Source organism: Phyllobacterium sp. UNC302MFCol5.2, assembly GCF_000686005.1.
Lineage (GTDB): Bacteria > Pseudomonadota > Alphaproteobacteria > Rhizobiales > Rhizobiaceae > Phyllobacterium > Phyllobacterium pellucidum.
Genome location: NZ_JMLL01000001.1, coordinates 113,764 through 137,130, shown reverse-complemented (window position 1 = coordinate 137,130; position 23,367 = coordinate 113,764). Strand labels below are relative to the sequence as shown.

Sequence of the window (23,367 nt, the reverse complement as noted above, 5' to 3'; positions counted from 1 at the left end):
GAGCCAAGTTGAGGGTTGTAAAACTTGATTCATGTCAAGGAGAGAGGTCGGCGTCAATTCGCCTAAAGTTTAACCGGATAAAGAATTGGGCCGTTTATTTAGTCATTGTTTTCAATAAGATATCGATGGTTGCATGGACATGCGCCTCCGTCAACCTTAGCGTGTAGACCCGTTTCATGCATCTGCGCCTGCCACTGACTCGTTCTAAACCAGCCCGGCCTTGATTCCGTCCATGCTGTCCCGGACTGCCTCGGCAGGATTCTCGAGTTGCTGAACTTCCTCGGCAAAAGGCTCGAAGGAAAAGGCGCCGTCATACCCCTGATCGATGAGCGCGCGCATCTGCTCGATATTGCCGAGCCGGTCCTTGTCGTCGACCAGCACCCGATGCGGATCGCGCATGGCGCTGACCGTGACGTCCGGATCGGTCACCCCGGAAATATGGACGAGGCCGGTCATCGCCGGGAAAAGTTCCGGCTCGCCGGCAAGATGATGGTGGAACGTGTCATGCACGAGCTTGAACCGCTCCTCCCCGCCGACCGCCTGAATTGCCTCGACGGCCTCACGCTTCGAGCGCAGGGAGCAAACCTCGAAGCCGAGCGGCTCGACATAGCCGATCAGGCCACGCTGTTCGAGAATGGGCTTTAGCCCCTTCAGCGCAGAGCGAAGGTTTGCCTGGCGCTCACCATCCCTTTGCCCGGTGCCGTCATTGACGGGAACGAGCACCAGTGCCTTGGCGCCGACGTCCCTTGCATAGTCCGCAAGTTCTACTGCCTCTTTCTCGCGCTCCGGTGTCCAGTCGTTGAAGCGCTGCAGCGCGTTGATTGTTGCGATTCTCACGCCCACCTCGTCGGCCAATGCCTTCACTTCGCTCGCGTCCGTGCCGTCCATGATGGCGTTGCCGCCAAGATCATTGCGGATCTCGACATCCTTGAGGCCAAGCGACTTTGCCAGTTCAAAGAATTTGCGCGGCGAAAGCCCGGGAGCGACCATATGATTAAGAGCAAAAACTGGATGCGAAATTGTGTCGGTCATGTGATTTCCTCCCGAAGATCCCAACGTCGCGCAAGGACGTTGCCGTTGGGCGTGAACATCTGTCGTGATCGCCTCGTCGTCAATCACCATGATGAGCGAAAAACTATCATTCCTGATAGATTCGGTGGTGACGAGACGTCAGATATTCTCCGGCAGGTAGATGTCGAAGGGCAGGAAGGTCTGGCCCGGTGCATTGGCCGCGCCCCGCTCGATCGCATGGCCCATGAGGTCGACGAGTTCGCGGCAAAGCCGCTGCAGCGGCGTGGAAATCGCCATTGTAACGATGTTGTCGGCAAGCGCGGCGCGCGATTCCGGCGTGATCTCATTGACGATCATCACCGGCGGCGGTTTGATGCCCGTTTCCCGCAGCGCGGCGATTGCCCCCTCCATGCCGCCACCCGCCACATAGCAGCCCGCAAGGTCGGGATGGCGGCGCATCAGGTCGAGCATGGCCTCATGGGTGATCTGCCGGGTTTCAAGGTTTACCATCGTATCGAGAACGGTGAACTCCTGCGCCTCTTCGCGGAAAAATGCCCGAAAGCCGATCTCGCGCAGTTCGTGACCGTGATAGCGATGGCTTCCAACGAAGATGACGACCTTTCCGGGCTTGCGCGCCGCCTTGGCAATCATCCACGCCGCAGTGCGCCCGACCTTGCGATTGTTGACGCCGATATAGCCTTCGCGCACCCCGGCGGCGAAATCGGACAGCAGTGAGAAGACCGGAATATCCTTCTGCTTCAATTCCTCGACGGCAGCGGTGATGGCCGGATGATCCGGCGCAACCAGGCCGACCGCCCGGCACCGGCCGGCAAGCGGCCTCAGCTTGGCGACGATATCTTCGGGCGATTGCGAAGCGCAGAATTCAACCTGGGCAATGCCGCGAAAATGCACGGCTTGCGCAACGGCGTTTTCGATCTCGCGTGCAAAGCTTTGATAGAATTGATGACCCGGCTTGCTGAGCAGGAATCCAACCTTGTATTCCGGGAGTTCCTGACGCATGCGCTGGCGAATAAGACCCGCGGCGTGATAGCCGATCGTGTTGGCCGCCTCATAAACGCGCCGCGCCGTCTCTTCACGCACCGGCAGCCGGTTGTTGAGCACCCTGTCGACCGTGGCAACGCTGACACCAGATTCCCGTGCAAGATCAGCAATAGTCGGTCGGTTCGCCAATGTCTTCTTCGCCTGATAGATTCTATCATCGTTTCCTACCATGGCATGAGGGTAAATGATAGAATTTCCTCATCCTCGATTGAGGCGCGGCAGCCATACTCATAATATCCCGGCGACACGCAATTCCATTGCATCGATCTGGGAGGTCACGCAATGAACACAGCCAGCTCGGCGGCGCCGACAAAAAGGGATTACAGCCTCATCGGCCGGGATTCCCGCCTCGCCGTGGAATCCGGTCTCGCCGCTGCCGAGTGGTATCATACTGACATTCCGCGCAAGCAGATGAAGGAACTGATGAAACGCAGCGATGGCCCCGCAATTCGCGATACGATCATCTGGCTCGGGAGCATGACCATCCTTGCCGGTCTCGGCATCTACTTCTGGGGCAGTTGGCTATGCGTGCCCTTCTTCCTCGCCTACGGCGTGCTCTACGGCTCCGCATCTGACAGCCGCTGGCACGAATGCGGACATGGCACTGCATTCAAGACGCGCTGGATGAACGACGCGGTCTATGAAATCGCCTGTTTCATGATCATGCGCAACCCGATCACCTGGCGCTGGAGCCACACGCGCCATCACACGGACACCGTCATTGTCGGCCGTGATCCGGAGATCGCGGTCATGCGCCCGCCCGACCTCTTGCGCCTCGTCCTCAACTTCTTCGGCATTCTCGATGCCTGGCACGCGATGACCGATCTTGTCCGCAATGCGTCCGGCATTGTCAACGCCGAGGAAAAGACCTTCATTCCCGAACAGGAACAGCCCAAGGTCATCCTTGTCGCGCGGATCTGGGCGGCGATCTATCTCGCAACCATTGCGCTTTCCATCTATATGGGCTCGATCCTGCCGCTGATGGTCATCGGCCTGCCTCGCCTTTATGGCGCCTGGCATCATGTCATGACCGGGCTTCTGCAGCATGGCGGCCTTGCCGACAATGTCATCGACCACAGGCTGAACAGCCGCACGGTTTACATGAATCCGGTCAGCCGCTTCATCTACTGGAACATGAATTATCACGTCGAGCACCACATGTTCCCGATGGTGCCCTACCATGCGCTGCCGCAGCTCCACGCCATGACCAGGCACGACCTGCCCGCGCCGAACCCATCCATTCTCAGCGGCTACCGCGAGATGATCCCCGCCTTCATTCGCCAATTGCGCAACGAGGACTATTTCCTGAAGCGTGAACTGCCGGCAACGGCAAAGCCCTACCGCGAGGCGTTTCACAACGAAGCTTTGGCATCCGCGGCGGAATAGTCGGGTCTGTATCCAGGACAACATTCGGGAGGAATGAATATGAGCAATTGGGTTGAGGCCTGCACCTCCGAGGATATCGACGAGGAGGACGTCATGCGCTTTGATCACGACGGGCGCACCTTCGCGATCTATCGCAGCCCCGAGGACGAGTTCTTCGCCACCGACGGCTTGTGCACGCATGAGCATATCCACCTTGCCGACGGCCTGGTCATGGATGAGATTATCGAATGCCCGAAACACAACGGCCGCTTCAACTACAAGACCGGCCAGGCCAAGGGCGCGCCGGTCTGCGTCAATCTCAGGACATATCCGGTCAAGGTCGAGTCCGGCAAAGTCCTCATTCAGCTCGGGTGACAGTCATGGAACATGGCATGGTCATCATCGGCGCCGGCGAATGCGGGGTGCGCGCGGCATTTGCCCTGCGTGAAAACGGCTATGGCGGGACGATCGCGTTAATCGGCACCGAACCGCACCTCCCCTATGAACGCCCGCCACTTTCGAAAGAGGCGATGGTCTCCGACGATCATCCCTTGCCGAGAACCATCGCCAGTATCGAACAATTCGCTGAGCAGCGGATCGACTTCATTGGCAATTCAACGGCTGCGTCTATCGACCGGGCCGCAAAGTCGGTCGTCCTTCACAACGGCCGAAAAATTGCATACGAGCGGCTGCTGATTGCCACAGGCGCTCTGCCGCGCGCCCTGCCGCTTGCTGCAGGCAGCAAACATTGCGTCACCTTGCGCAGCTATGACGACGCGCTGCGCATCCGTGCGCGCTTCGGTCCGGCGGCACGCATTGCTATCATCGGTGGTGGGTTCATCGGCCTCGAACTTGCCGCAAGCGCACGCAAGCGCGGCGCGGCGGTGACGGTCATCGAGGCGCAGCCGCGTATCCTGATGCGGGGCGTGCCGCAAGAGATCGCCGAGGTCATCGCCGCCCGCCATCGCCATGAAGGCGTCAGTCTGCGCTGCGGAACAGGGATCGCATCGATCAACGACACGGACGACAGCGTCAACATCACCCTTGCTGACGGCATGGAAATTGCCGCCGATCTTGCGGTGATCGGGATTGGCGCTGTCCCTGTCACGGATCTGGCTGAAGCGGCCGGTCTCGAAACCGCCAATGGCATCATCGTAAATGATTGGCTGCAGACGAGCGACCCTGACATATTTGCTGCCGGGGATTGCTGCGCCTTTCCACTCGCGATCTATGGCGGACGACGCGTCCGCCTGGAGGCCTGGCGCAATGCGCAGGAACAAGGTTCCCTCGCCGCGCGCAACATGCTCGGCGGCCGGGAGCCACACGAATCCGTACCGTGGTTCTGGTCCGATCAATACGAACTCGGCCTGCAGGTCGCGGGACTTGCCGACGAAGCGACGGAGACGATCCGCCGTGACCTTGGCGACGATGCCTTCATCCTCTTTCATCTTGCCGCCGATGGCCGGCTTGTCGCGGCAAGCGGCATCGGACCCGGCAATGCTGTCGCCAAAGATATTCGCCTCGCCGAGATGTTGATCCAACGCAGCGCGCGACCGGTTCCAGCGCAGCTTCAATCGAGCCATGTCAAACTCAAATCGCTGCTCGCGGCCTAAGGCGGATAACCATGCGAAACCTGCGCCCCACCGTCGCGGACATTCTTGCACTTAAGGGCCGCCGCCAGCTAACCATGCTGCGGGTCGAAACGCTGGAGGAAGCCGAGGCCGCCGAACGCGCCCGCGTCGACATGCTTTCCATACCGCCGGCGTTGCTTACGCCGGAATTTCGCGACGCGGCGCCCTCTGCCTTTACCGTGCCGGGGCTCGAATACGGCGATTTCGTCACCGCCGAGGATTACCTGCGGGGTGCGTTCACGGCACGCAAGGCGGGCGCTGACGCTGTCTATTGCGCCGCAAGTCTTGCCACGGTGCGCCGGCTTCGCGACGAGGGAATCCCCGTATGCGGACATGTGGGCCTCATCCCGTCCAAGGCGACCTGGACGGGCGGATTCAGGGCGGTAGGGAAGACTGCGACGAGCGCGCTCGAAATCTGGCGGCAGACCAGGGCGCTTGAAGAGGCAGGCGCCTTCGCCGCCGAGATAGAGGTCGTGCCGGTTGACGTCGCCTCCGCCATCAGCGAGCGAACATCGCTTTTCATGATCTCGATGGGCGCGGGCGCGGGCTGCGATGCGCAGTATCTTTTCGCGGCCGACGTGCTCGGTTCAAATCGCGGCCATTATCCGCGCCACGCCAAGGTCTATCGCAACTTCACGGCTGAACTCGACCGCCTGCAGCAGGAAAGGATCGCGGCCTTTTCCGAGTTCGTCGCCGACGTGAGTGCCAGGACATATCCGGGACCAGAACATGTCGTCGGCATGCCGCGCGAAGAACTGGACCGGTTCTTGCGCGAACTGCCCTCTCTCTGATCTACGGTCGCCGTTTGCCTTAAGCCTCGACTTCGACATTGCCGAGCGGCTTGGAGCAGCAGGCGAGGATATAGCCCTCGTCGATTTCCTCATCGAGGATGCCGCCATTGTGGTCCATGTCGACGTTGCCGGCGAGCTTCATAACTTTGCACGTGCCGCAAAGACCCGACTCGCAGGCGGCGGCAATGCGGATGCCAGCACCGCGCGCCGCCTTGAGGATCGTTTCTCCGGCCGCGCATGGCACCTCCATGCTCGACATCGAGAACGTCACCGTCGCGCTCGCGGCCGGCTCCGTGGAGATCCCGTCGAGCATCGGCAGGACAGGCTCGGGCGCCGGGCCGAAGCTTTCCTGATGGTAGTGGGCCATGTCGAATCCGGACGCTTCGAGCATATTGCGCACATCACGCATGAAGCTTTCCGGACCGCAGCAGAAAATGGTCCTGTCCTTGAAGTCCGGGGCGAGCAGCGGCAGCTTCGGCGTTTCGAGCCTGCCGCGTATGCCGGTCCAGACCTGCCCCATCTCGTGCTCCTTGATGAGGAAGGTCAATTTCAGGTTCGGCATGCAACTCGTCAGATATTCGAGTTCCTTGCGGAAAATGATATCGCTCGGACGCCGCGCGCAGGTAACGAAATTGATATCGCTCTGCGGCGCGCAATCATGCATCCAGCGCGTCATCGACATCATGGGCGTGATGCCTGAGCCGGCTGATATGAAAAGATACTTGCTGCCGGGATGCTTGCGCATCGAAAAGTCGCCGAGCGGGCCAAAGGCCTTGAGGCGCACGCCCGGCATGAGATGATCGAGCATCCAGCGCGTGCCGATGCTATCTTCCTGCGCCTTGACCGTCACGGCGACGGTGAAGGGTCGGGAGGGGCTCGATGACAATGTAAAGGTGCGCAAAACCGCTTCCGGTTGCACGGGCAGCTCGAAGGTCATGAACTGGCCAGGCTCATAACGAAACCAGTTATGATTATCCGAGCGGAAGGTGAAGGTCTTCACATTGGGCGCTTCCTCGACGACCGAAAGACATTCGAGATGCAGCCGGTCGTTCCACGGCTGCATCTGGTCGAGGTGCGGATAATTCTGGGAAACGCCAATGTTCATTCAAGCAACCCTGCTGAGTTTCGTATCGCCGGAAAGCCGCGCTTCCATGGCATTGCTATACCATTCCAGGAATTGAAGGACGCCGCCTTCATGCTCGACCGAATAGGGACCGGGTTCATAGGCCGGCGAGCGAATGCCGAACGCGTTTTCTTCGACGATGCGACGGTCCTGATCGTTGGTTTCCAGCCAGACATGCGTCAGCTCTTCGAGATTATAATCGACGCCCTCAACCGCATCCTTATGAACTAGCCACTTGGTCGTGACTTGCGTCTCGTTCGGACCGAGTGGCAAGACACGGAAAGAGATCGCATGGTCGCCAAGGATGTGATTCCAGGTCGTTGGATAATGGTAGAGGAGCAGTGAACCTATGCTCCTGGCGTTGACGTCGTCGCTGAGCTGACGGCCGACGGCGCGCTTGCCCGATAGAGTATAGCTCTCGGCATTGTTGATGAGCGGAACACGGGTCGCCCGATACTGCCCATCTTCAGCGATGCGGAATACGCTTGGCAAACCAGCCGCCTCGCACTTGTCCCAGTGCGATACCATTTCCGGATCTTCCTTCGAACCCTGAATTCCGGTGGCGCTCGGCGCTTCAGGGAAGGTCTTGCAAAGCTCAGGATGGTTGCCGGCGCAATGGTAGCACTCGCGGTTATTCTCCCAGACGAGCTTCCAGTTGCCTTTCTCGACGATCGAACTCTGGAAGGCGACCTTGGTTTCCGTCAGCCGGTGTGGCGCAAGGTACGGCTCGAGCAGGGTTCGTGTCGGGGTGAAATCGGGCGCGATCTGCGCCAGGCAGATGAAGATGTAGCCGCCGACGCTCTCGCAATGCACCGTTTTCAGACTGAACTGGCTCGCGTCGAAATCGTCACCCATCTGGCGGGCAAAAAGTAGACGTCCGTCGAGCTCATACGTCCACTGGTGATAGGGGCAGACGAGTTTTGCCGAGCTCCCCTTCTCACCCGCGCAGATGCGCGAACCGCGATGGCGGCAGGAATTGTGGAAGGCGCGAATCTGTCCCTGGCGGTCGCGAACGATGACGACGGGGTAGTCGCCGACCTGTACCGTGAAATAATTGCCGGGTTTGGCGACTTCGCAATCATGGCCGATGAACAGCCAGTCGCGATAATAAATCGTCTCCATGTCGAGACGGTAGTAGTCTGGGTCCGAGTAGAAAGCCTGTTCCAGTCCGTAGCCCGGTTTCCGGTTTCCGAGATTCCGGAGAAGTTCATTGCGAATGTCCATGTCGCGTCCTCGCCTTAAGCCTGCAAAGAACTGACTGGTGGTGACGGAGAAGAACGTCCGTGCAGCCAACGTTTGTCGGCCGCACAAAGCCATGCTCCTTGATCGCCCACCGCGATCAGTCGGTTTTCCCTCAAGGCTGGTTTCCGGGCTCTGGAGTTGCCTTTTCAGACTTCACGGCGCCTTCCCGGGGTGCACTCCCAGTGGCTGTTTTGCCGCGTTTTACTCCACTACCGTTGCGGGGGCAGCGCCGGGTTTTAACCGGCTTCCCAATTCTCCGCCTTCCCTAGAAAGCGGCACCTCAAGTGATTACGATAAAAGCATCGGGCTTTGGAAAAGGATAGGTGCGGAAACGACATCCCATTTACGAACGGCGACACGCGGCATTGCGGTCAAATGGTGCGCCGCACCCTTGACCCCGGGCGCTGTCGATTTGTGGCACTGACGCTGATCATACCATTGGGCGATGCAGATATTGCCTGATCGATTCCGGCTTCATCTCTATCGAGAATCCCGGCATCGAAGGGGGCATATAGGCGGCATTGCGAATATCGCAGGGATCGACGAAATGCTCGTGCAGATGATCGACATATTCGATCACCCGCCCCTCCTTGGTGCCCGACACCGCGATGTAGTCGATCATCGACAAATGCTGCACATATTCGCAGAGGCCAACCCCACCCGCATGCGGCCAGACCGGCAGATTGTATTTCGCCGCGATCAGCAGCACCGCCAGCACCTCGTTGAGCCCGCCCATGCGGCAGGAATCGATCTGGACCACATCGATCGCACCTTCAGCGATGAACTGCTTGAACATGATCCGGTTCTGGCACATCTCGCCGGTCGCCACCTTGACCGGCTTGATCGCCTCGCGAATCTTGCGATGCCCGGCGACATCATCCGGGCTCGTCGGTTCCTCGATGAAGAACGGCTTGACGAAGGCAAGCTTCTTCACCCAGTCGATGGCCTCGTTGACCTCCCAGACCTGGTTGGCATCGATCATCAGGATACGGTCTGGCCCGATCACCTCGCGGGCGATCGTCAGCCGGCGGATGTCATCCTCGAGATCGCGCCCGACCTTCATCTTGACGTGGTTGAAGCCGGCATCGACGGCCTCCTGGCAAAGCCGGCGCAGCTTTTCGTCGGAATAGCCTAGCCAACCGGCGGAGGTCGTATAGCAAGGATAGCCTTCGGCCTTGAGGGCAGCGATGCGTTCCGCCTTACCGGCATCGGCTTTCCGCAGAATGTCGAGTGCCTCGTCGCGAGTCAGAACATCGGTCAGGTAGCGGAAATCGACAATGTTGACGATTTCCTCCGGCGTCATCTCGCCGACCAGCTGCCAGACTGGTTTGCCGGCTTCCTTGGCCAGCAAGTCCCAGACGGCGTTGACGACGGCGCCGGTGGCAAGATGCATGGCGCCCTTGTCCGGCCCGATCCAGCGCAATTGGCTGTCGCCAGTGATGAAATGCCAAAAGCGTCCCGGATTTTCCTTCACCCAGTCGAGTTCAAGTCCGATGACCAGATGCTTCATCGCTTCGATGGCGAGGCAGCAAATCTCGTTGCCACGCCCGATGGTGAATGTGAGGCCGTGCCCGGCAAGACCACCCTTATCCGTATCAAGAACGACATAGGCCGCCGAATAATCCGGATCCGGGTTCATCGCGTCGGAACCGTCAAGCCCCTGCGACGTAGGGAAACGGATGTCGAAAACCCGAAGATCGGTGATGCGGGTCATGTCTTGCTCCTGAAATTGCCCAGTAATCTCGTTTTCAATTTTAGTTTGTCGCAAATGATCAGGTGTCGGCGCGCGCCACCTGCTTCTGGTTGCCAAGGCCTTCAATTCCAAGCTCGATGACATCGCTCGCCTTCAGATAGCGCGGCGGCTTCATGCCCATCCCGACGCCGGGCGGCGTGCCGGTTGAAATGATGTCGCCGGGCTGCAGGCTCATGAACTGGCTGAGATAGGAGACGAGGAAGGCAACGCCGTAAACCATGGTCTTTGTCGAGCCGTTCTGCATCGTCTCGCCATTGACGGTGAGCCACATTTTGAGGTTTTGCGGGTCGGCGATCTCTTCCTTCGTTACCAGCCACGGACCGGTCGGCCCGAACGTGTCGCAGCTCTTGCCCTTGGTCCATTGCCCGGCACGCTCGATCTGGAACGCGCGCTCGCTGACGTCATGGACGGTGCAGTAGCCGGCGACGTAGTCGAGCGCGTCGGCTTCGCTGACATATTTTGCGGTACGGCCGATGACGACGCCGAGTTCCACTTCCCAGTCGGTCTTTTCCGAACCGCGCGGTATGAGCAGGTCGTCATTCGGCCCGACAATGGCGGAGGTCGCCTTCATGAAGATCACGGGTTCCGGTGGCACGGCCATCCCGGATTCTGCTGCATGGTCGGCATAGTTGAGGCCGATGCAGATGAACTTTCCGGTGCCGGCAATGCAGGGACCAAGGCGCGGGGCGCCCTCGACGAGCGGAAGGCCATCCATATCGAGATCGGCCAGCTTTGCCAGCGCTGCTGGATCGAGTACGGCGCCCGAAAGGTCGCTGACTTTCCCCGAGAGATCGCGAATCTGGCCCTTAGTGTCGAGTATGCCGGGCTTTTCCTGCCCGGGGGCGCCATAGCGTAGAAATTTCATCGTTTATTCCTTTGGTTAGACGGTCCAGCCGCCATCGATATTGTAGGCTTGGCCGGTCGTGTAGGTCGCGCCGGCAAGATAGACGGCAAGATCGGCAATCTCTTCCGGCAAGCCGAGGCGTCCCATGGGCTGGCGGGCGATGAATGCCGCACGCGTCGTCTCATAGTCGCCCCCGGCGCGCATGCGCTGCTCCAGCGACGGGCTTTCGACCGTGCCCGGGCAAATCGCGTTGCAGCGAATACCTTGCGTGATGTAGTCGGCGGCCACCGCCTTGGTCAGACCGAGCACCGCGGCCTTGGTCACGCCGTAGGCGAAGCGGTTCGGCACGCCTTTCACGCTGCTTGCAACGGAAGACATGTTGACGATCGCGCCATCCTTTCGCTCGATCATTCCGGGCAGCACCGCCCTGATCGTACGGATCATCGCGCGAACGTTGAGGTCGAGGGCAAAGTCGAGATCGGCATCCGGCATTTCGAGGATCGAGCCGCCGTGCACGAAACCGGCGCAATTGAACAAGATGTCGATCGCCCCGATCTCGCCGATCACCCTGTTGACCTCGTCGGTTTTCAGCACATCGAGCTCGCGCGGATGGATACTGTCTTCCTTGGGCAAGGCATCGAGAAGTTGCTCGTTGATATCCGTCGCATGGACGATTGCGCCTTCGCGGGCGAATGCGAGCACGGATGCCCGCCCGATGCCCTGCCCTGCCGCCGTGATGAGAACGCGCTTGCCCGCAAGCTTGCCTGTCATTTCAAACCTCCATTTCGACACGTATCGTGCCTGTCATGCACCCGATGCCCTGCGCTCGGCAATCAGGATGTGATCTGCGGCGAGAACCACCTCGTCGCGCTGGTTCAGAACTTCGCAGCGCTCGACCACGCGACCGCTGCCGGTGCGCTTCGGATCATCTTCCTTGACGCTGATGGTCACGCGGGTCCGGATCGTATCGCCGATGAACACCGGGCGCACAAAGCGCAGCCGGTCGTAGCCATAGGAAAAAGCCACGGGATTGATCAGGCTCGCCGTGAGCCCGACGCCGATCGAAAAGATCATCGTGCCGTGCGCCACGCGCTGGCCGAACGGCGTCGTCTTGGCAAATTCCGCGTCCATGTGGTGCGGGAAGAAATCGCCGGTATGGCCCGCATGCACCACGAAATCGGTCTCGGTGATCGTCCTCCCGGAGGTGACGCGTACATGGCCAAGTTCATAGTCCTCGAAATAGATTGCCTGTTCGGCCATTCACGCCTCCGCCAGTTTCGCCAGCGGCGTTGCCGGCATTGCGCTCGATTCATAAGCCGCCTCGACCAGCGCCATCGTCTGCCAGCCATCTTCGACCGAACTGACCAAGGTCTCGTCTTCTCCACTCGCGAAACGCTGCAGATTGGCCATGCGCCCAACGAAGGCATCCGGGAACCAGGCGCCCTTCAGGGGAACGTCGATCCAGTCCGAGCCGCCCTTCGGGTAGATCATCAGCACGTCCGGCTCGCCGCGCGGATAGTCGAGATTGACCCCGAGCTTCACATAGGCAGCGCCTTCAGTGCCGCAGATACGGAACTCGCAGGCCTGGAATTTGCGGCCGAATTTGTGGTCATGGTTGATGGAGAGCGCACAGCGCACGGTATCGCCGTAATCAAGAATGGCGCTCGTCCGCGTCTGCGCGACCTTGTGGTTCGGATGCCCCAGCGTCTTGGCATGAACGCCCAGCGGATTGCCGAGAATCTGGCGGATGAGATCGATATAATGGATCGAATGCATGGCGATTTCGACTCGGGGCAGGCCAGCGAGGAACGGCCAGAGCGACCACGGCGTGTCAAGCGCCAGCCAGGCATCGAAATCGATGACGTCGCCAAGCCAACCTTGCGCAATCGCATCTTTCAGGGCGAGCATCATCGGCGCAAAGCGCAGCTGGAAGTTGACGGCGGCCGTGATATTGCGCTCGCGGCAAATCTCCACGATTTCGGAGGCTTCTCCAAGATCGCTCCCCATAGGCTTCTGGATCAGCGCGAACGATCCCTGCGGCAGCGCCCGCAACACATCCGCATGGCGCGAAGGCGGCGTCGCCAGATCGAAGATCGCATCCTCCACCGCAGCGGCTTCCGCCAGCGACGCGTAGGCGGTCACGCCCCACTGATCGGCAAGCTTGCGCGCCTTGTCGAGGTCGGGATCAAACAGCCCGGCAATCGGAAAGCCGCCCTTCCGATAGGCGGGGTAGTGCGCATCGCCGACGATGCTGCCGGCGCCGAAGGTCACGATGGGCCTTGGCTTTTCGGGCAATGGCCAATTCTGCTGCAGGGCCGTAGGGTCAAAACGCATCACTATTCCTCATCAGTCGAGATGGAACACTTCTTCCATCGTCGCCCACCACTCGCCTTCGGCCCTGGTTTCAAGCGGAATCTGGCATGGCATGCACTCGGCCCACCATTCCTGGTTCCTCGGGTCCGCTGCCATCTTCGCCATATCGGCGGCAAAATCCGTCCCGTGATATTCGAAGGTACCGAACAGGACGTTTTCCGGCTCGCGTAGAAAGATTGTGTAGCTGCGGATATTGCAGCTCGAAATAAGCGCGAGAATCTCCGGCCAGACAGCAGCATGCAGGCGCTTGTATTCGGCGACCTTATCCGGGTTGAGCCCGATTATCATGCCCATGCGCTGCATCGTCAGACCCTTATCTCGGTGGTGAATTCGTCGACGCTCCGGCCTTTGACCGCATCCCAGTCCCAATCGATGCCGATACCGGGTTCGGACGGCGCCACAGCATGGCCGTTCTCGATCCGCATCTGCGTATGGGTGAGATCGTCGAGCTGCGGGATGTATTCGACATATTTGCCATTCTGGACGGCGCAGGTAAGGCTCACATGCAGTTCCATGAGGAAGTGCGGGCAGACCGGCATGTCGAAGGCTTCCGCCGTGTGCGCGACCTTCAGCCATGGCGTGATACCGCCGATACGACCGACATCGACCTGCACGATCGAGCAGGCACGCTTCTGCATATATTCGCGGAAGTGGCGTATCGAATAGAGCGATTCGCCGACCGCGACCGGGATTGCCGTGGCGGATGAAAGGCGCACATGCCCATCGATGTCATCCGCCGGCAGCGGCTCTTCCAGCCAGGCAAGATCGACATCGCGCAGCACATGCGAACGACGAATGGCCTCGTCGAGGGTAAAGCCCTGGTTGGCATCCGTCATGATTTCGAAGCCGGAACCGACAGCATCGCGCACGGCGGAAAGCCGGTCGAGATCCTCCGAGCCATGCGGCCGGCCAATCTTGACCTTGGCGCCGCGGAACCCCTTGGCCTGCGCCTGCAGCGCATCGTCAACCAGCGCCTGCTTTTCAATGTGCAGCCAACCACCCTCGGTTGTATAGAGGGGACAGCGATCCTTGGTGCCGCCTGCAAGTTTCCATAGTGGCAGGCCCTGCTTCTTCGCCCGCAAATCCCAGAGCGCCGTATCGACGGCGGCCAGCGCTATCGCCGTGATTGCACCAATGGTCGTCGCGTGCGTTGCGAATTCGAGATCACGCCAGATGGCTTCGATCTGGTCGGCATCCTTGCCGAGTATGCGCGGAACAAGGTGATCGGAAAGGAGCCGCATGACCGAGGAGCCGCCTGTGCCGATCGTGTAGCTGTAGCCGGTGCCGGTTGCGCCATCGCTGTCGGTAATGGTGACAATAGGTGTTTCCTGGCTGACGAAACTCTGGATAGCGTCAGTCCGCAGGACCTTCGGCGGCAGATCCACCATACGCAGTTCGACGCGTTCAATCTTTGCCATCGTATCAGCTCCGCAAGGTTTTGCCGGTTTCGGGCGAGAAGAGATGCGCCTGCGACAGGTCGAAACTGAACTTTACCACCTCGCCGCCGGCAATGGCGCGCGGATTGAGCATGCGCGAAACCCATTCGCGCTCTGCCATGGTGACAAAGAGCAGCGTTTCATTGCCGAGCGGCTCGGTGATCGACACCGGCAGCTCCAGTTCGTGAACATCGGTGGCTTCACCGGAATTGAGGCCGTGCCCGGTCGGGTAGATATCATCAGGACGCAAGCCGAAAATCACCTTGTCGCCGGCCGCGACCTTGTTGCGGAATTCGGCCGGCAGCGGCAGGCTCTGGCCGCCCTCGAAAATGAGCTTTCCGTCCGCGACGCTGGCCTCGTTGAGGTTCATCGGCGGCGAACCGATGAAGCCGGCGACAAAGCGCGTGGCCGGACGCTTGAACACCTCGTCTGGCGTTCCGACCTGTTCGATATAGCCGTCGCGCATGATGACGATGCGATCCGAAAGCGTCATCGCCTCGACCTGATCGTGCGTCACATAGATCATGGTGGATTGCACCTTGTTGTGCAGGCGCTTGATCTCCGTTCGCACCTGCGTGCGCAGCTTCGCATCGAGATTCGACAGCGGTTCGTCGAAGAGGAAGACGTCGGGCTGGCGCACGATGGCCCGCCCCATCGCGACACGCTGGCGCTGGCCGCCGGAAAGCTGCGACGGCCGACGGTCCATATATTTGCCGAGATCGAGAATCTGTGCCGCTTCGTTGACGCGGGCGTCGATCTCGCTCTGCGCAACTTTGCCGATCTTCAGCGAAAAGCCCATATTCTCCCGCACTGTCATATGCGGGTAGAGCGCGTAGGATTGGAACACCATCGAGATATTGCGGGCGCGCGGCGGCAGATCGTTGACGGGCTTGCCGCCGATCTCGATCACGCCGTCGCTGATATCCTCGAGCCCGGCGATCATCCGCAGCGTCGTCGACTTGCCGCAGCCGGAAGGTCCGACCAGCGCGATGAACTCGCGATCCTTGACCTCAAGATCGATGCCATGCACGACGTCGACATTGCCGTAACGCTTGACCAGCTTTTTGAGTGTGACGGGAGCCATGCGAACTAACCTTTCACCGCGCCGAACGTCAGTCCGGACACGAGATGCTTTTGAATGATGAACGTCAGGGTGAGCGCCGGAATGATCATGACGACGGCGAGCGCGCACATGCCGCGCCAGTCGATGGTAAATTCCGACGTATAATCGAGAAGGCCGACGGGCAGCGTCTTCGAATTCACCGAGCGGGTGATCTGCGAGGCAAGCGCATACTCGTTCCACGAGGTCAAGAATGCGAAGATGCCGGCGGAAGCAATGCCGGGCCCGGCGAGCGGAAATTCCACCTGCCAGAATGCCTGCCAGCGCGTGCAGCCGTCGATCTGCGCGGCCTCCGCAAGGTCTTTCGGCACCTGGCGGAAGAAGCCGTCGATCAGCCAGATCGTAAAGGGCACATTCAGCGCCACATAGACCAGGATCATGGCAAAGTGCATATCGATGATGCCGAGGCGCGCGAAGATCATGAAAAGGGGCAGCGACAGCGCAATGCCGGGCACCGCACGCGTCAGCATGAAGCCGAGGAAGATACCGGACTTGCCCTTGAACTTGTAGCGGGCAAAGGCGTAGCCGCCGGCGGTGCCGACAACCAGCGCGATGATGGTCGACGTAATCGAAATGATCAGCGAGTTGCGGAAATAGTCGATGACTGGAATGCCACCCTGCCCGGCCCCGCCGAACATGGCGCGATAGGCGTCGAATGACAGTTCCTGCGGAATCCAGACCGGTGGCTTCGCCATGATCTCGACAGTGGGACGCAGCGAACTCAGGACGATCCACAGGCCCGGCAGGCAAATTACCAGCATCGCGAGGAACAGGCCGACGAGGTGGGCGAACTTCAGCGCGCGGCGCTTGAATCTATGGGATGTATTCAGATCCATCTTACCACTCCGCTCCAATCTGCTGGCGCGCAGCCGCAAGTTTCCTGAAGAAATAGACAGTGAAAAGGATCGACAGCAGGATCGAGATATAGGCCATGGCATTGGCAAACCCCATGCGGCCATCACTATAGGCGGTGCGCCCGATGAGGGTCCACAGGAGTTCGGTGCGCTTGGCCGGCCCGCCATCGGTCATGATCTTGACAATGTCATAGGCGCGCGCAACGTCGAGCGAGCGGATCGTCATGGCGATGAACGCGAACGGCATCAGGTACGGCCATGTGACGAAACGAAAAGTCTGCCAGGGCGTGCAGCCGTCGACCCGCGCCGCTTCGATCGGCTCCTGCGGCATGGCGAGAAGTCCGGCAAGGATCAGGATGGCGAAGACCGAGGTCGACGACCAGATCTCGGCGACGATGATCGAGAACAGGGCAAGGTTGCCGTCGATCAGCCACGGTATGGCATTGGTGGCAAGACCGAGCGATTGCAGGGCGTTGTTGATGAAGCCCACATTGTCATTGAAGAGGAACTTGAACTGGAAGCCGACAAGCACCGGGGAGAACATCATCGGGAACATCATCAGTGTGCGCAGGAGCCGCTGACCGTGCGTTGCCTTGTTGACGAGCATGGCAAGTCCGAGGCCGAGCATCATTTCCGCGTTAAGCGCAATCGTCAAAAGCAGAACGGTGCGTCCGAACGCCGTCCAGAATTCATAGCTGGTGAGTGCCGTGACGTAGTTCCGGAAGCCGATGAGAACCCAGATCGTCTCGGGCTTGGTCAGACGGAACGGCGTAAAACTCGAATAGAGCGAGAAAAGCAGCGGCAGGACGATCACGGCGGCAAGAACGATGATCGCGGGCAGTAGCAAGAGTGTCGGCGCTGATAGTTTGAGAGATTTCATCGGATGCCTTGTTCTGACGTCACCTGGACAGCGAGCCAGCGCAATAATCACTGACCTTAAAGGTAAAACTTCCAGCTCAGGGCAAGGTCATTGCCCCGCGCCGGATGAATTGGACGATCGGGACAGCACCGCGTGCGGCACCGTCCCGAAACTGAAATCAGATCAGAGCTTGCCGGCGTCCTTCAGGATGTCGGTTGCCTTCTGGGCTGCGGTATCAAGCGCTTCCTTTGACGTCTTGTCGCCAAGGATCGCCGCCTGCAGTTCCGGATAGACCGCGTTGGAAATTTCGATCCATTCGGCAAGTGGCGGAACCGGGAAAGCGCTCTTTGCCTCTTCCTGGAACGCATTTAGCACTTCCGACTTGTACGGATCGGATTTCGACTGCTCGATATCCCATTCCCATACCTTGGTGCGCGTCGGCAGCGGGCCATTCTTGGCTTCGAGCTTTTGGCTGTCTTCGTTGGTCAGCCACCAGACCAGGGAAGCAGCGGCATCCTTGTGGGCGCAGTTTTCCGTGACCGAGAAGCCGTGATGGCCGGACCAGCCGGTGCGCTTGCCGGAAGAACCCTTAGGCGCCACCTTGATGCCGACATTGCCCGCGACCTTCGACGACTTCGGGTCGTTGAAGAAGCTGGCCCAGCCCGGCCAATCGAGGTTGATGGCGATCGAACCTGAAGCGAAGCCCTGGCCGAGATCATCCCAAAGATAGTTGGTCGTGCCGGCAGGCACAGCCTTTGCCTTGTAGAGGTTGACGAACCAGTCGAGCGCCTTAACGCCGGCTTCCGAATTGAAGGCCGGCTTGCCTTGCGCATCGATATACTCGCCGCCTTCGGCAATGACCATTTCATAGAAGCGGCCGTTGATCGCCTCTTCCTTGCCGGCGAACTGCGTGCCGTAGAAATCCGGCGCCTTGGTGAAGAACTGCGCCTGATCCGAAACCTGCTGCCAGGTATCCGGCGGCGTCAGGTCGTAGCCGTACTTTTCCTTGAACGCCTTCTTGTTGGCGTCGTCCTCGTAAAGGCTCTTCTGGTAATAGAGCGCCGATACGTCGAACTGCGCGCGCGGCAGCATGACGAGCTTGCCGTCAAGCGTCGAGGCCTTGATGTTGTTGGGGACGAATTCCGCGATTTCTTCCGCCGGAAGCAGCTTGTTCAGGTCGGTATAGATGCCTGGATACTGCGGTGCGAACGACGAGTGGTTCGATCCAACACACCAGTTCAGGCTGCCCGAGGCGATGTCCGACTTGATCTCCTTGTCGAGCTCGAAGTGGTTCTTCTTCGACAGGATGTTGACCTTGGCGCCCGTCAGCTTTTCCCACTCGCCGATACGCTCGTAGAGGGGCTCGTACTGCTGACCGCCGATAAGCTTGGCGTCGATCGTCACGCCGTCGAATTTTCCAGGCAAGTCTGCCGCAACGGCTCCCTGCGCTGCCAACAACGCGATAGCCCCAGCTGAAACGCTGGCCAAAAGATACTTCATCGAAATTCCTCCCAAAGCGGGACCGCTCCCCGGCTCCCGCACAGTTAAACACCCATATATGGGCGCTTCATTCATATACAAACATTAATTAGGCTCTATCGTCAAGCAAGGAATTCGCTTTCCTACGAATATCCTCTTCGTATATGCATACTCTCAATGGGGAGATTTTTCATGACGGACGAAGACGACAGCGACCGGTATCGGGCGCCTGCGCTCGACAAGGGGCTAGATATTCTCGAACTGCTTTCCGGGATTGATGGGGGGCTCACCCAGGCGGAAATTGCCAAGTTTCTCGGGCGAAGCCCCAATGAATTTTATCGTATGCTCGACCGGCTGGTGCGGCGCGGCTACGTTACACGGCTGGAGGGAGACCGCTACTCTTTAACCCTTAAACTCTTCGGCCTTGCGCAGCTCCATGCACCGGTACGCCGCCTGGTATCCTATGCGACGCCCTTGATGCGCGACCTTGCCGTCAATTCTAAGCAGGCCAACCAGCTCAGCGTCTTCGATCGTGGCGCGGCGGTGGTCATCGCCCAACAGGAAGCCCCGGAATACTGGGGCATCTCGATCCGCGTCGGCTCGCATATCAGCCTGTTCAACACCGGCTCCGGTCACGTGCTTCTTGCCTTCAGGTCGGATGATGAGCGGGCCCTGATGATTGCCGAATACGAAAAGCACGCGGACGATATTGCCCAGCCTGCGGACTTTCTCGAGCGCCTCAACCAGATTCGCGAACGTGGATATGAGGTCATGCCGAGCGCTCAGACCGCGGGCGTCTACAACGTTTCGGCGCCGGTACTTGGGCCGGACGGGCGCGCCATTGCCGCCCTGACCTGTCCCTATATTCAGCTCCTGAACATTGCGAACGCTCCAGCCATCGACGATGCCCGCAAGATGCTGGTGGCGACGGCCCAGAAATTATCGGCACTCGCCGGGGCCGACGTCATTCATTCAAGTGTGCCCCGGCACGCCTGACCGAAAGAGGAATTCCCCATGTCAGTCATGCCCTTGATCGATACCCACCTTCATATTATCGATCAGTCTGCCCTCTCTTATCCCTGGCTTGCCGGCGCAGATTCCCTCAACCGCGACTTCAGCTACGAGGAATATGCCGTGCAGGCGCGCCGCGCCGGCATTGCACAGGCGCTACACATGGAAGTGGATGTCGCCGCGCACGAGATCGAGACGGAAACGGCCTACATTGCGGGCCTTGCCCGTCGAGAGGACAGCCTTATTGCCGGAGCCATATCCTCCTGCCGTCCGGAAGACGGGGATTTTCCCGCCTTCCTCGAACGTCAGATTGCCAACCCCCTGGTGAAGGGTTTCCGGCGCGTGCTCCATGTGATGCCAGACGCGCTTTCGGAAAGCCCAACGTTTCGCAACAATATCAAGAGCCTCGGCAAAACGCGGCTGACTTTCGACCTCTGTGTCCTGCCGCGCCAGATCGACAAGGCGATTACGCTCGTTGATCTTGCACCGGATGTCACCTTTATCCTCGATCACTGCGGCGTGCCGGATATCAAGGGCGAGAAGTTCGACGAGTGGAGCGGAAAGGTTGCCGAGATCGCCAAGCGCAGCAACGTCATCGCCAAGATATCTGGGGTGGTTGCCTATGCGGACGCCGACGCTTGGCAGGTGGATACGCTCAAGCCCTATGTTCATCACGTGATTGACAGTTTCCGCTTTGACCGGCTCGTCTGGGGCAGCGATTGGCCCGTTTGCACGCTTGGCGGCGGGCTTGCTACCTGGGTCGCGACAACCCATGCGCTCGTTTCCGGCTGCAGCAACGAGGAGCGGGGCAAGCTTTTCTCGCAGAACGCCCGTCGCATCTGGAACCTCGGCTGAACCTGCCCTCGGTTCAAATAGGCTTGCCTGCCGCCGCCTGCCGCTTTACCCATGGTAAAATCAGCGGCACAAACGGCAGGGGCGACAATGGCGGTAGAGACAAGCGGACCGGATCTTTTAAGCGTCGTGGTCCTGCTCGGCGCGGGCGTCGTCGCCGTGCCGTTATTCAAGCGCCTCGGCCTCGGCTCCATCCTCGGTTATCTCGCGGCCGGGGTGGTCATCGGTCCTTTCGGTCTTAAGTTCTTTTCCGATCCCGAAACGATCCTGCATGTGGCGGAACTCGGCGTCGTCATGTTTCTTTTCATCATTGGCCTTGAGATGCAGCCTTCCCGGTTATGGGGGTTGCGCAAGGACATCTTCGGACTTGGCGCGCTTCAGGTCGGTGTCTGCGCCCTCCTTCTGACCGGCGTCGGCATCGCCACCGGCTTTCCTGTGGCGCATTCCTTTGTCGCCGGCGCCGGCTTCGTTCTGACGTCGACCGCCATTGTCATGCAACTTCTCGAGGAGCGCGGCGAGACGGCGACGCCACAGGGCCAGCGCATGGTGTCGATCCTTCTTCTTGAAGATCTGGCCATCGTCCCCTTGCTGGCGATCGTCGCTTTTCTCGCCCCGATGAGCGTGGAAGCCGCAGGCGGCATGCACTGGGTTCCGATCGGCATAGGGATCGGAGCCATTGTCGGCCTCGTGCTCGCCGGCAAATACCTGCTCAATCCGCTATTCGGATTTCTTGCGCAATCGCGCGCCCGCGAGGTCATGACGGCGGCGGCGCTGCTTGTCGTCCTTGGATCGGCGCTGCTGATGCAGGTGAGCGGGCTCTCCATGGCCATGGGCGCGTTCCTTGCCGGCGTTCTCCTTTCCGAATCGACGTTCCGCCACCAGCTCGAAGCCGATATCGAGCCTTTCCGCGGCATCTTGCTCGGCCTGTTCTTCCTCGCAGTCGGCATGTCGCTCGACTTGAGCGTTGTCGCTGCCAACTGGAAGACCGTCATTTTCTACGTCGTCGCCTTCAAGGTCGTGAAAGCGACCGGGATCTATGCCGTTGCACGGCTGCTGAAATCTTCCAACCGCGAGGCAATCGAACGCGCCGTCATCATGGCCCAGGGCGGCGAATTCGCTTTCGTGCTCTATGCGACAGCCACGGCCGTGGGCATTCTCGACGGCCAGGCGAATGCAATTCTTACAGCCGTGATCATCTTCTCGATGTTCCTGACGCCCCTGCTTCTCGTTGCCCTGCGTTTTCTCATGCCAGAAGAAAAACAGGACCTGGAAGCGGTCGAGGTGGCGGAAGGCCTTTCGGGCAACGTGCTGATCATCGGCTTCGGCCGGTTCGGACAGATTTCCTGCCAGCCGCTGTTGCTGCGCGGCGTCGATATCTCAATCATCGACAACGACGTTGAAATGATCCAAGCGGCATCGCAATTCGGCTTCAAGGTCTATTACGGCGATGGCACGCGGCTTGATATTCTGCACGCCGCCGGCGCCGGTCGGGCCCAGGCCGTTCTCATTTGCGTCGACAAGGCTGAGACAATCCTTTCGATCGCCAACCTGCTCAAATCAGAATTCCCGCTCGTGCAAATCTATGCGCGCGCCTACGACCGCGGCAATACGATCGAACTGATCAAGATCGGCGTCGATTACCAGATGCGCGAGACCTTCGAATCGGCGCTGATCTTCGGCGAGAATACGCTCGTCGGGCTCGGCGTCGACAGGCGCGAGGCCGCCGACGTGATCGAGGATGTGAGACGGCGCGACGCCGAACGTCTCGACCTTCAGGTGGCAGGCGGCATACGCGCCGGCATCGACCTCATGAAGGGCAATGCCCCGGTTCCCGGCCCGCTGATCAAGCCGCGCCGCGCCGGTCAGGTAATCAACCCCGAGGTCGCCGGGGTGCAACCGCCGCAAAACGCCGACGCAAACTGAAGGGATCATCATCATGCCTGACACGGACGATGCGAAGATCACGGCCATTGTCGATTTCTGGCGCGAGGCCGGAGAGGAAAAATGGTGGACCAAGGATGAGGCATTCGATGAACTGTGCCGCGCGCAGTTTCTCGACGACCACTATGTCGCGGCGCGCCGCGAGTATGAACACTGGGTCGATACTCCCCACGGAGCTCTGGCGCTGATGGTGCTGCTCGATCAGTTTCCCCGCAATTTCTTTCGCAATACCGGCCACATGTATGCGACGGACTCGCTGGCCCGCATGTATGCCCACCGCGCCCTCGAACAGGGTCACGACATCTCCATCGAAAATCCCTTGCGCGCCTTCTTCTATCTGCCCTTCATGCATTCCGAAGACCTCGACGATCAGAGGCGGTGTGTGGAACTTTGCAGCGGCGGCTCGCCTGCCAATGTCGAATACGCCCATGACCACTACGATATCATCCAGCGCTTCGGCCGCTTTCCGCATCGCAACGCCATTCTCGGCCGCACAATGACCGAGGAAGAACAGACCTTTCTCGATGCCGGCGGGTTTGCAGGGTAGCCAAAACACCCGGCTACCCCTTGAACTCGAACCTTGCGGCTGCCATTATAGGCCTATCTGGCACACGCAATTT

General features: G+C 59.8%; 23 protein-coding genes and 1 riboswitch. Of the genes, 8 read left to right on the top strand and 15 right to left on the bottom strand.

The window, feature by feature from the left end:
- Positions 1 to 204: 204 nt before the first annotated feature.
- Both BR48_RS0100635 and BR48_RS0100630 read right to left on the bottom strand, forming a co-directional pair.
- Positions 205 to 1,020 carry a TIM barrel protein gene (locus tag BR48_RS0100635; RefSeq protein WP_027229568.1) on the bottom strand — a complete coding sequence of 272 codons (816 nt, stop codon included), beginning with the start codon at positions 1,018 to 1,020 and terminating at the stop codon, positions 205 to 207.
- A 150-nt stretch (positions 1,021 to 1,170) separates the two neighbouring features.
- Positions 1,171 to 2,202, bottom strand: a complete 1,032-nt coding sequence (locus BR48_RS0100630; RefSeq protein ID WP_027229567.1) for a LacI family DNA-binding transcriptional regulator — start codon at positions 2,200 to 2,202, stop codon at positions 1,171 to 1,173.
- A 153-nt stretch (positions 2,203 to 2,355) separates the two neighbouring features.
- On the opposite strand from BR48_RS0100630, the gene BR48_RS0100625 reads away from it, so the two are divergent.
- Genes BR48_RS0100625 through BR48_RS0100610 form a run of 4 tightly spaced genes read left to right on the top strand, consistent with a single transcriptional unit; the run spans position 2,356 to position 5,860 of the window.
- Positions 2,356 to 3,459, top strand: a complete 1,104-nt coding sequence (locus BR48_RS0100625; protein ID WP_027229566.1) for a fatty acid desaturase family protein — start codon at positions 2,356 to 2,358, stop codon at positions 3,457 to 3,459.
- 39 nt (positions 3,460 to 3,498) lie between these two features.
- Complete coding sequence (locus BR48_RS0100620; RefSeq protein WP_027229565.1) at positions 3,499 to 3,813, top strand: MocE family 2Fe-2S type ferredoxin; 315 nt, start codon at positions 3,499 to 3,501, stop codon at positions 3,811 to 3,813.
- A gap of 5 nt (positions 3,814 to 3,818) precedes the next feature.
- A complete protein-coding gene (locus tag BR48_RS0100615; protein WP_027229564.1) occupies positions 3,819 to 5,051 on the top strand; it encodes an FAD-dependent oxidoreductase in 1,233 nt (410 codons plus the stop codon).
- 11 nt (positions 5,052 to 5,062) lie between these two features.
- Positions 5,063 to 5,860 (top strand): 3-methyl-2-oxobutanoate hydroxymethyltransferase, encoded by a 798-nt coding sequence (locus BR48_RS0100610; protein ID WP_027229563.1) that lies wholly within the window; start codon positions 5,063 to 5,065, stop codon positions 5,858 to 5,860.
- 19 nt (positions 5,861 to 5,879) lie between these two features.
- On the opposite strand, the gene BR48_RS0100605 is transcribed toward BR48_RS0100610, so the two are convergent.
- The 13 genes from BR48_RS0100605 to BR48_RS0100545 all read right to left on the bottom strand — a co-directional run bounded on the left by BR48_RS0100605 (position 5,880) and on the right by BR48_RS0100545 (position 18,964).
- Positions 5,880 to 6,965 carry a hybrid-cluster NAD(P)-dependent oxidoreductase gene (locus tag BR48_RS0100605; protein WP_027229562.1) on the bottom strand — a complete coding sequence of 362 codons (1,086 nt, stop codon included), beginning with the start codon at positions 6,963 to 6,965 and terminating at the stop codon, positions 5,880 to 5,882.
- The gene (locus BR48_RS0100600) at positions 6,966 to 8,207 is read right to left on the bottom strand and encodes an aromatic ring-hydroxylating dioxygenase subunit alpha (protein WP_027229561.1); all 1,242 of its coding nucleotides are present in this window, start codon (positions 8,205 to 8,207) and stop codon (positions 6,966 to 6,968) included.
- A 116-nt stretch (positions 8,208 to 8,323) separates the two neighbouring features.
- Positions 8,324 to 8,523, bottom strand: a riboswitch (cobalamin riboswitch).
- A 132-nt stretch (positions 8,524 to 8,655) separates the two neighbouring features.
- Positions 8,656 to 9,939, bottom strand: a complete 1,284-nt coding sequence (locus BR48_RS0100595) for an L-fuconate dehydratase (protein WP_027229560.1) — start codon at positions 9,937 to 9,939, stop codon at positions 8,656 to 8,658.
- A 58-nt stretch (positions 9,940 to 9,997) separates the two neighbouring features.
- Complete coding sequence (locus tag BR48_RS0100590; RefSeq protein WP_027229559.1) at positions 9,998 to 10,843, bottom strand: fumarylacetoacetate hydrolase family protein; 846 nt, start codon at positions 10,841 to 10,843, stop codon at positions 9,998 to 10,000.
- A gap of 15 nt (positions 10,844 to 10,858) precedes the next feature.
- Positions 10,859 to 11,593: an SDR family oxidoreductase gene (locus BR48_RS0100585; RefSeq protein ID WP_027229558.1), complete on the bottom strand. Its 735-nt coding sequence runs from the start codon at positions 11,591 to 11,593 to the stop codon at positions 10,859 to 10,861.
- Positions 11,594 to 11,626: 33 nt separating this feature from the next.
- On the bottom strand, positions 11,627 to 12,082 hold the full coding sequence (locus BR48_RS0100580) for a MaoC/PaaZ C-terminal domain-containing protein (protein WP_027229557.1): 456 nt from the start codon (positions 12,080 to 12,082) through the stop codon (positions 11,627 to 11,629).
- Entirely contained in the window at positions 12,083 to 13,162 is a 1,080-nt protein-coding gene (locus BR48_RS0100575) for a Gfo/Idh/MocA family oxidoreductase (RefSeq protein ID WP_197030309.1), read from the bottom strand.
- 6 nt (positions 13,163 to 13,168) lie between these two features.
- Positions 13,169 to 13,498 carry an L-rhamnose mutarotase gene (locus BR48_RS0100570; RefSeq protein WP_027229555.1) on the bottom strand — a complete coding sequence of 110 codons (330 nt, stop codon included), beginning with the start codon at positions 13,496 to 13,498 and terminating at the stop codon, positions 13,169 to 13,171.
- 2 nt (positions 13,499 to 13,500) lie between these two features.
- A complete protein-coding gene (locus tag BR48_RS0100565) occupies positions 13,501 to 14,613 on the bottom strand; it encodes a mandelate racemase/muconate lactonizing enzyme family protein (protein ID WP_027229554.1) in 1,113 nt (370 codons plus the stop codon).
- 4 nt (positions 14,614 to 14,617) lie between these two features.
- Positions 14,618 to 15,715 carry a sn-glycerol-3-phosphate ABC transporter ATP-binding protein UgpC gene (ugpC, locus tag BR48_RS0100560; protein WP_027229553.1) on the bottom strand — a complete coding sequence of 366 codons (1,098 nt, stop codon included), beginning with the start codon at positions 15,713 to 15,715 and terminating at the stop codon, positions 14,618 to 14,620.
- Positions 15,716 to 15,720: 5 nt separating this feature from the next.
- Positions 15,721 to 16,587: a carbohydrate ABC transporter permease gene (locus BR48_RS0100555; RefSeq protein WP_027229552.1), complete on the bottom strand. Its 867-nt coding sequence runs from the start codon at positions 16,585 to 16,587 to the stop codon at positions 15,721 to 15,723.
- Between the two features lies 1 nt (position 16,588).
- Positions 16,589 to 17,485 carry a sugar ABC transporter permease gene (locus BR48_RS0100550; protein ID WP_027229551.1) on the bottom strand — a complete coding sequence of 299 codons (897 nt, stop codon included), beginning with the start codon at positions 17,483 to 17,485 and terminating at the stop codon, positions 16,589 to 16,591.
- 162 nt (positions 17,486 to 17,647) lie between these two features.
- Positions 17,648 to 18,964 carry a sugar ABC transporter substrate-binding protein gene (locus BR48_RS0100545; RefSeq protein WP_027229550.1) on the bottom strand — a complete coding sequence of 439 codons (1,317 nt, stop codon included), beginning with the start codon at positions 18,962 to 18,964 and terminating at the stop codon, positions 17,648 to 17,650.
- 171 nt (positions 18,965 to 19,135) lie between these two features.
- On the opposite strand from BR48_RS0100545, the gene BR48_RS0100540 reads away from it, so the two are divergent.
- The 4 genes from BR48_RS0100540 to BR48_RS0100525 all read left to right on the top strand — a co-directional run bounded on the left by BR48_RS0100540 (position 19,136) and on the right by BR48_RS0100525 (position 23,294).
- Positions 19,136 to 19,939, top strand: coding sequence for an IclR family transcriptional regulator (locus tag BR48_RS0100540; protein ID WP_027229549.1), 804 nt, complete (start codon positions 19,136 to 19,138; stop codon positions 19,937 to 19,939).
- An 18-nt stretch (positions 19,940 to 19,957) separates the two neighbouring features.
- The gene (locus BR48_RS0100535; protein WP_027229548.1) at positions 19,958 to 20,809 is read left to right on the top strand and encodes an amidohydrolase; all 852 of its coding nucleotides are present in this window, start codon (positions 19,958 to 19,960) and stop codon (positions 20,807 to 20,809) included.
- Positions 20,810 to 20,896: 87 nt separating this feature from the next.
- A complete protein-coding gene (locus BR48_RS0100530) occupies positions 20,897 to 22,729 on the top strand; it encodes a monovalent cation:proton antiporter-2 (CPA2) family protein (protein ID WP_027229547.1) in 1,833 nt (610 codons plus the stop codon).
- Positions 22,730 to 22,742: 13 nt separating this feature from the next.
- Positions 22,743 to 23,294: a DUF924 family protein gene (locus tag BR48_RS0100525; RefSeq protein ID WP_027229546.1), complete on the top strand. Its 552-nt coding sequence runs from the start codon at positions 22,743 to 22,745 to the stop codon at positions 23,292 to 23,294.
- Positions 23,295 to 23,367: the final 73 nt, after the last annotated feature.

Excerpts from the sequence above, each read along its gene's own strand:
- BR48_RS0100540 (WP_027229549.1), top strand. The coding sequence starts at position 19,136 with ATGACGGACGAAGACGACAGCGACCGGTATCGGGCGCCTGCGCTCGAC.
- BR48_RS0100615 (WP_027229564.1), top strand. The coding sequence starts at position 3,819 with ATGGAACATGGCATGGTCATCATCGGCGCCGGCGAATGCGGGGTGCGC.
- BR48_RS0100570 (WP_027229555.1), bottom strand. The coding sequence starts at position 13,498 with ATGCAGCGCATGGGCATGATAATCGGGCTCAACCCGGATAAGGTCGCC.
- BR48_RS0100580 (WP_027229557.1), bottom strand. The coding sequence starts at position 12,082 with ATGGCCGAACAGGCAATCTATTTCGAGGACTATGAACTTGGCCATGTA.
- BR48_RS0100620 (WP_027229565.1), top strand. The coding sequence starts at position 3,499 with ATGAGCAATTGGGTTGAGGCCTGCACCTCCGAGGATATCGACGAGGAG.
- BR48_RS0100605 (WP_027229562.1), bottom strand. The coding sequence starts at position 6,965 with ATGAACATTGGCGTTTCCCAGAATTATCCGCACCTCGACCAGATGCAG.
- BR48_RS0100625 (WP_027229566.1), top strand. The coding sequence starts at position 2,356 with ATGAACACAGCCAGCTCGGCGGCGCCGACAAAAAGGGATTACAGCCTC.
- BR48_RS0100585 (WP_027229558.1), bottom strand. The coding sequence starts at position 11,593 with ATGACAGGCAAGCTTGCGGGCAAGCGCGTTCTCATCACGGCGGCAGGG.
- BR48_RS0100565 (WP_027229554.1), bottom strand. The coding sequence starts at position 14,613 with ATGGCAAAGATTGAACGCGTCGAACTGCGTATGGTGGATCTGCCGCCG.
- ugpC (WP_027229553.1), bottom strand. The coding sequence starts at position 15,715 with ATGGCTCCCGTCACACTCAAAAAGCTGGTCAAGCGTTACGGCAATGTC.
- BR48_RS0100595 (WP_027229560.1), bottom strand. The coding sequence starts at position 9,939 with ATGACCCGCATCACCGATCTTCGGGTTTTCGACATCCGTTTCCCTACG.
- BR48_RS0100545 (WP_027229550.1), bottom strand. The coding sequence starts at position 18,964 with ATGAAGTATCTTTTGGCCAGCGTTTCAGCTGGGGCTATCGCGTTGTTG.
- BR48_RS0100535 (WP_027229548.1), top strand. The coding sequence starts at position 19,958 with ATGTCAGTCATGCCCTTGATCGATACCCACCTTCATATTATCGATCAG.
- BR48_RS0100550 (WP_027229551.1), bottom strand. The coding sequence starts at position 17,485 with ATGAAATCTCTCAAACTATCAGCGCCGACACTCTTGCTACTGCCCGCG.
- BR48_RS0100555 (WP_027229552.1), bottom strand. The coding sequence starts at position 16,587 with ATGGATCTGAATACATCCCATAGATTCAAGCGCCGCGCGCTGAAGTTC.
- BR48_RS0100610 (WP_027229563.1), top strand. The coding sequence starts at position 5,063 with ATGCGAAACCTGCGCCCCACCGTCGCGGACATTCTTGCACTTAAGGGC.
- BR48_RS0100600 (WP_027229561.1), bottom strand. The coding sequence starts at position 8,207 with ATGGACATTCGCAATGAACTTCTCCGGAATCTCGGAAACCGGAAACCG.
- BR48_RS0100530 (WP_027229547.1), top strand. The coding sequence starts at position 20,897 with ATGGCGGTAGAGACAAGCGGACCGGATCTTTTAAGCGTCGTGGTCCTG.
- BR48_RS0100525 (WP_027229546.1), top strand. The coding sequence starts at position 22,743 with ATGCCTGACACGGACGATGCGAAGATCACGGCCATTGTCGATTTCTGG.
- BR48_RS0100590 (WP_027229559.1), bottom strand. The coding sequence starts at position 10,843 with ATGAAATTTCTACGCTATGGCGCCCCCGGGCAGGAAAAGCCCGGCATA.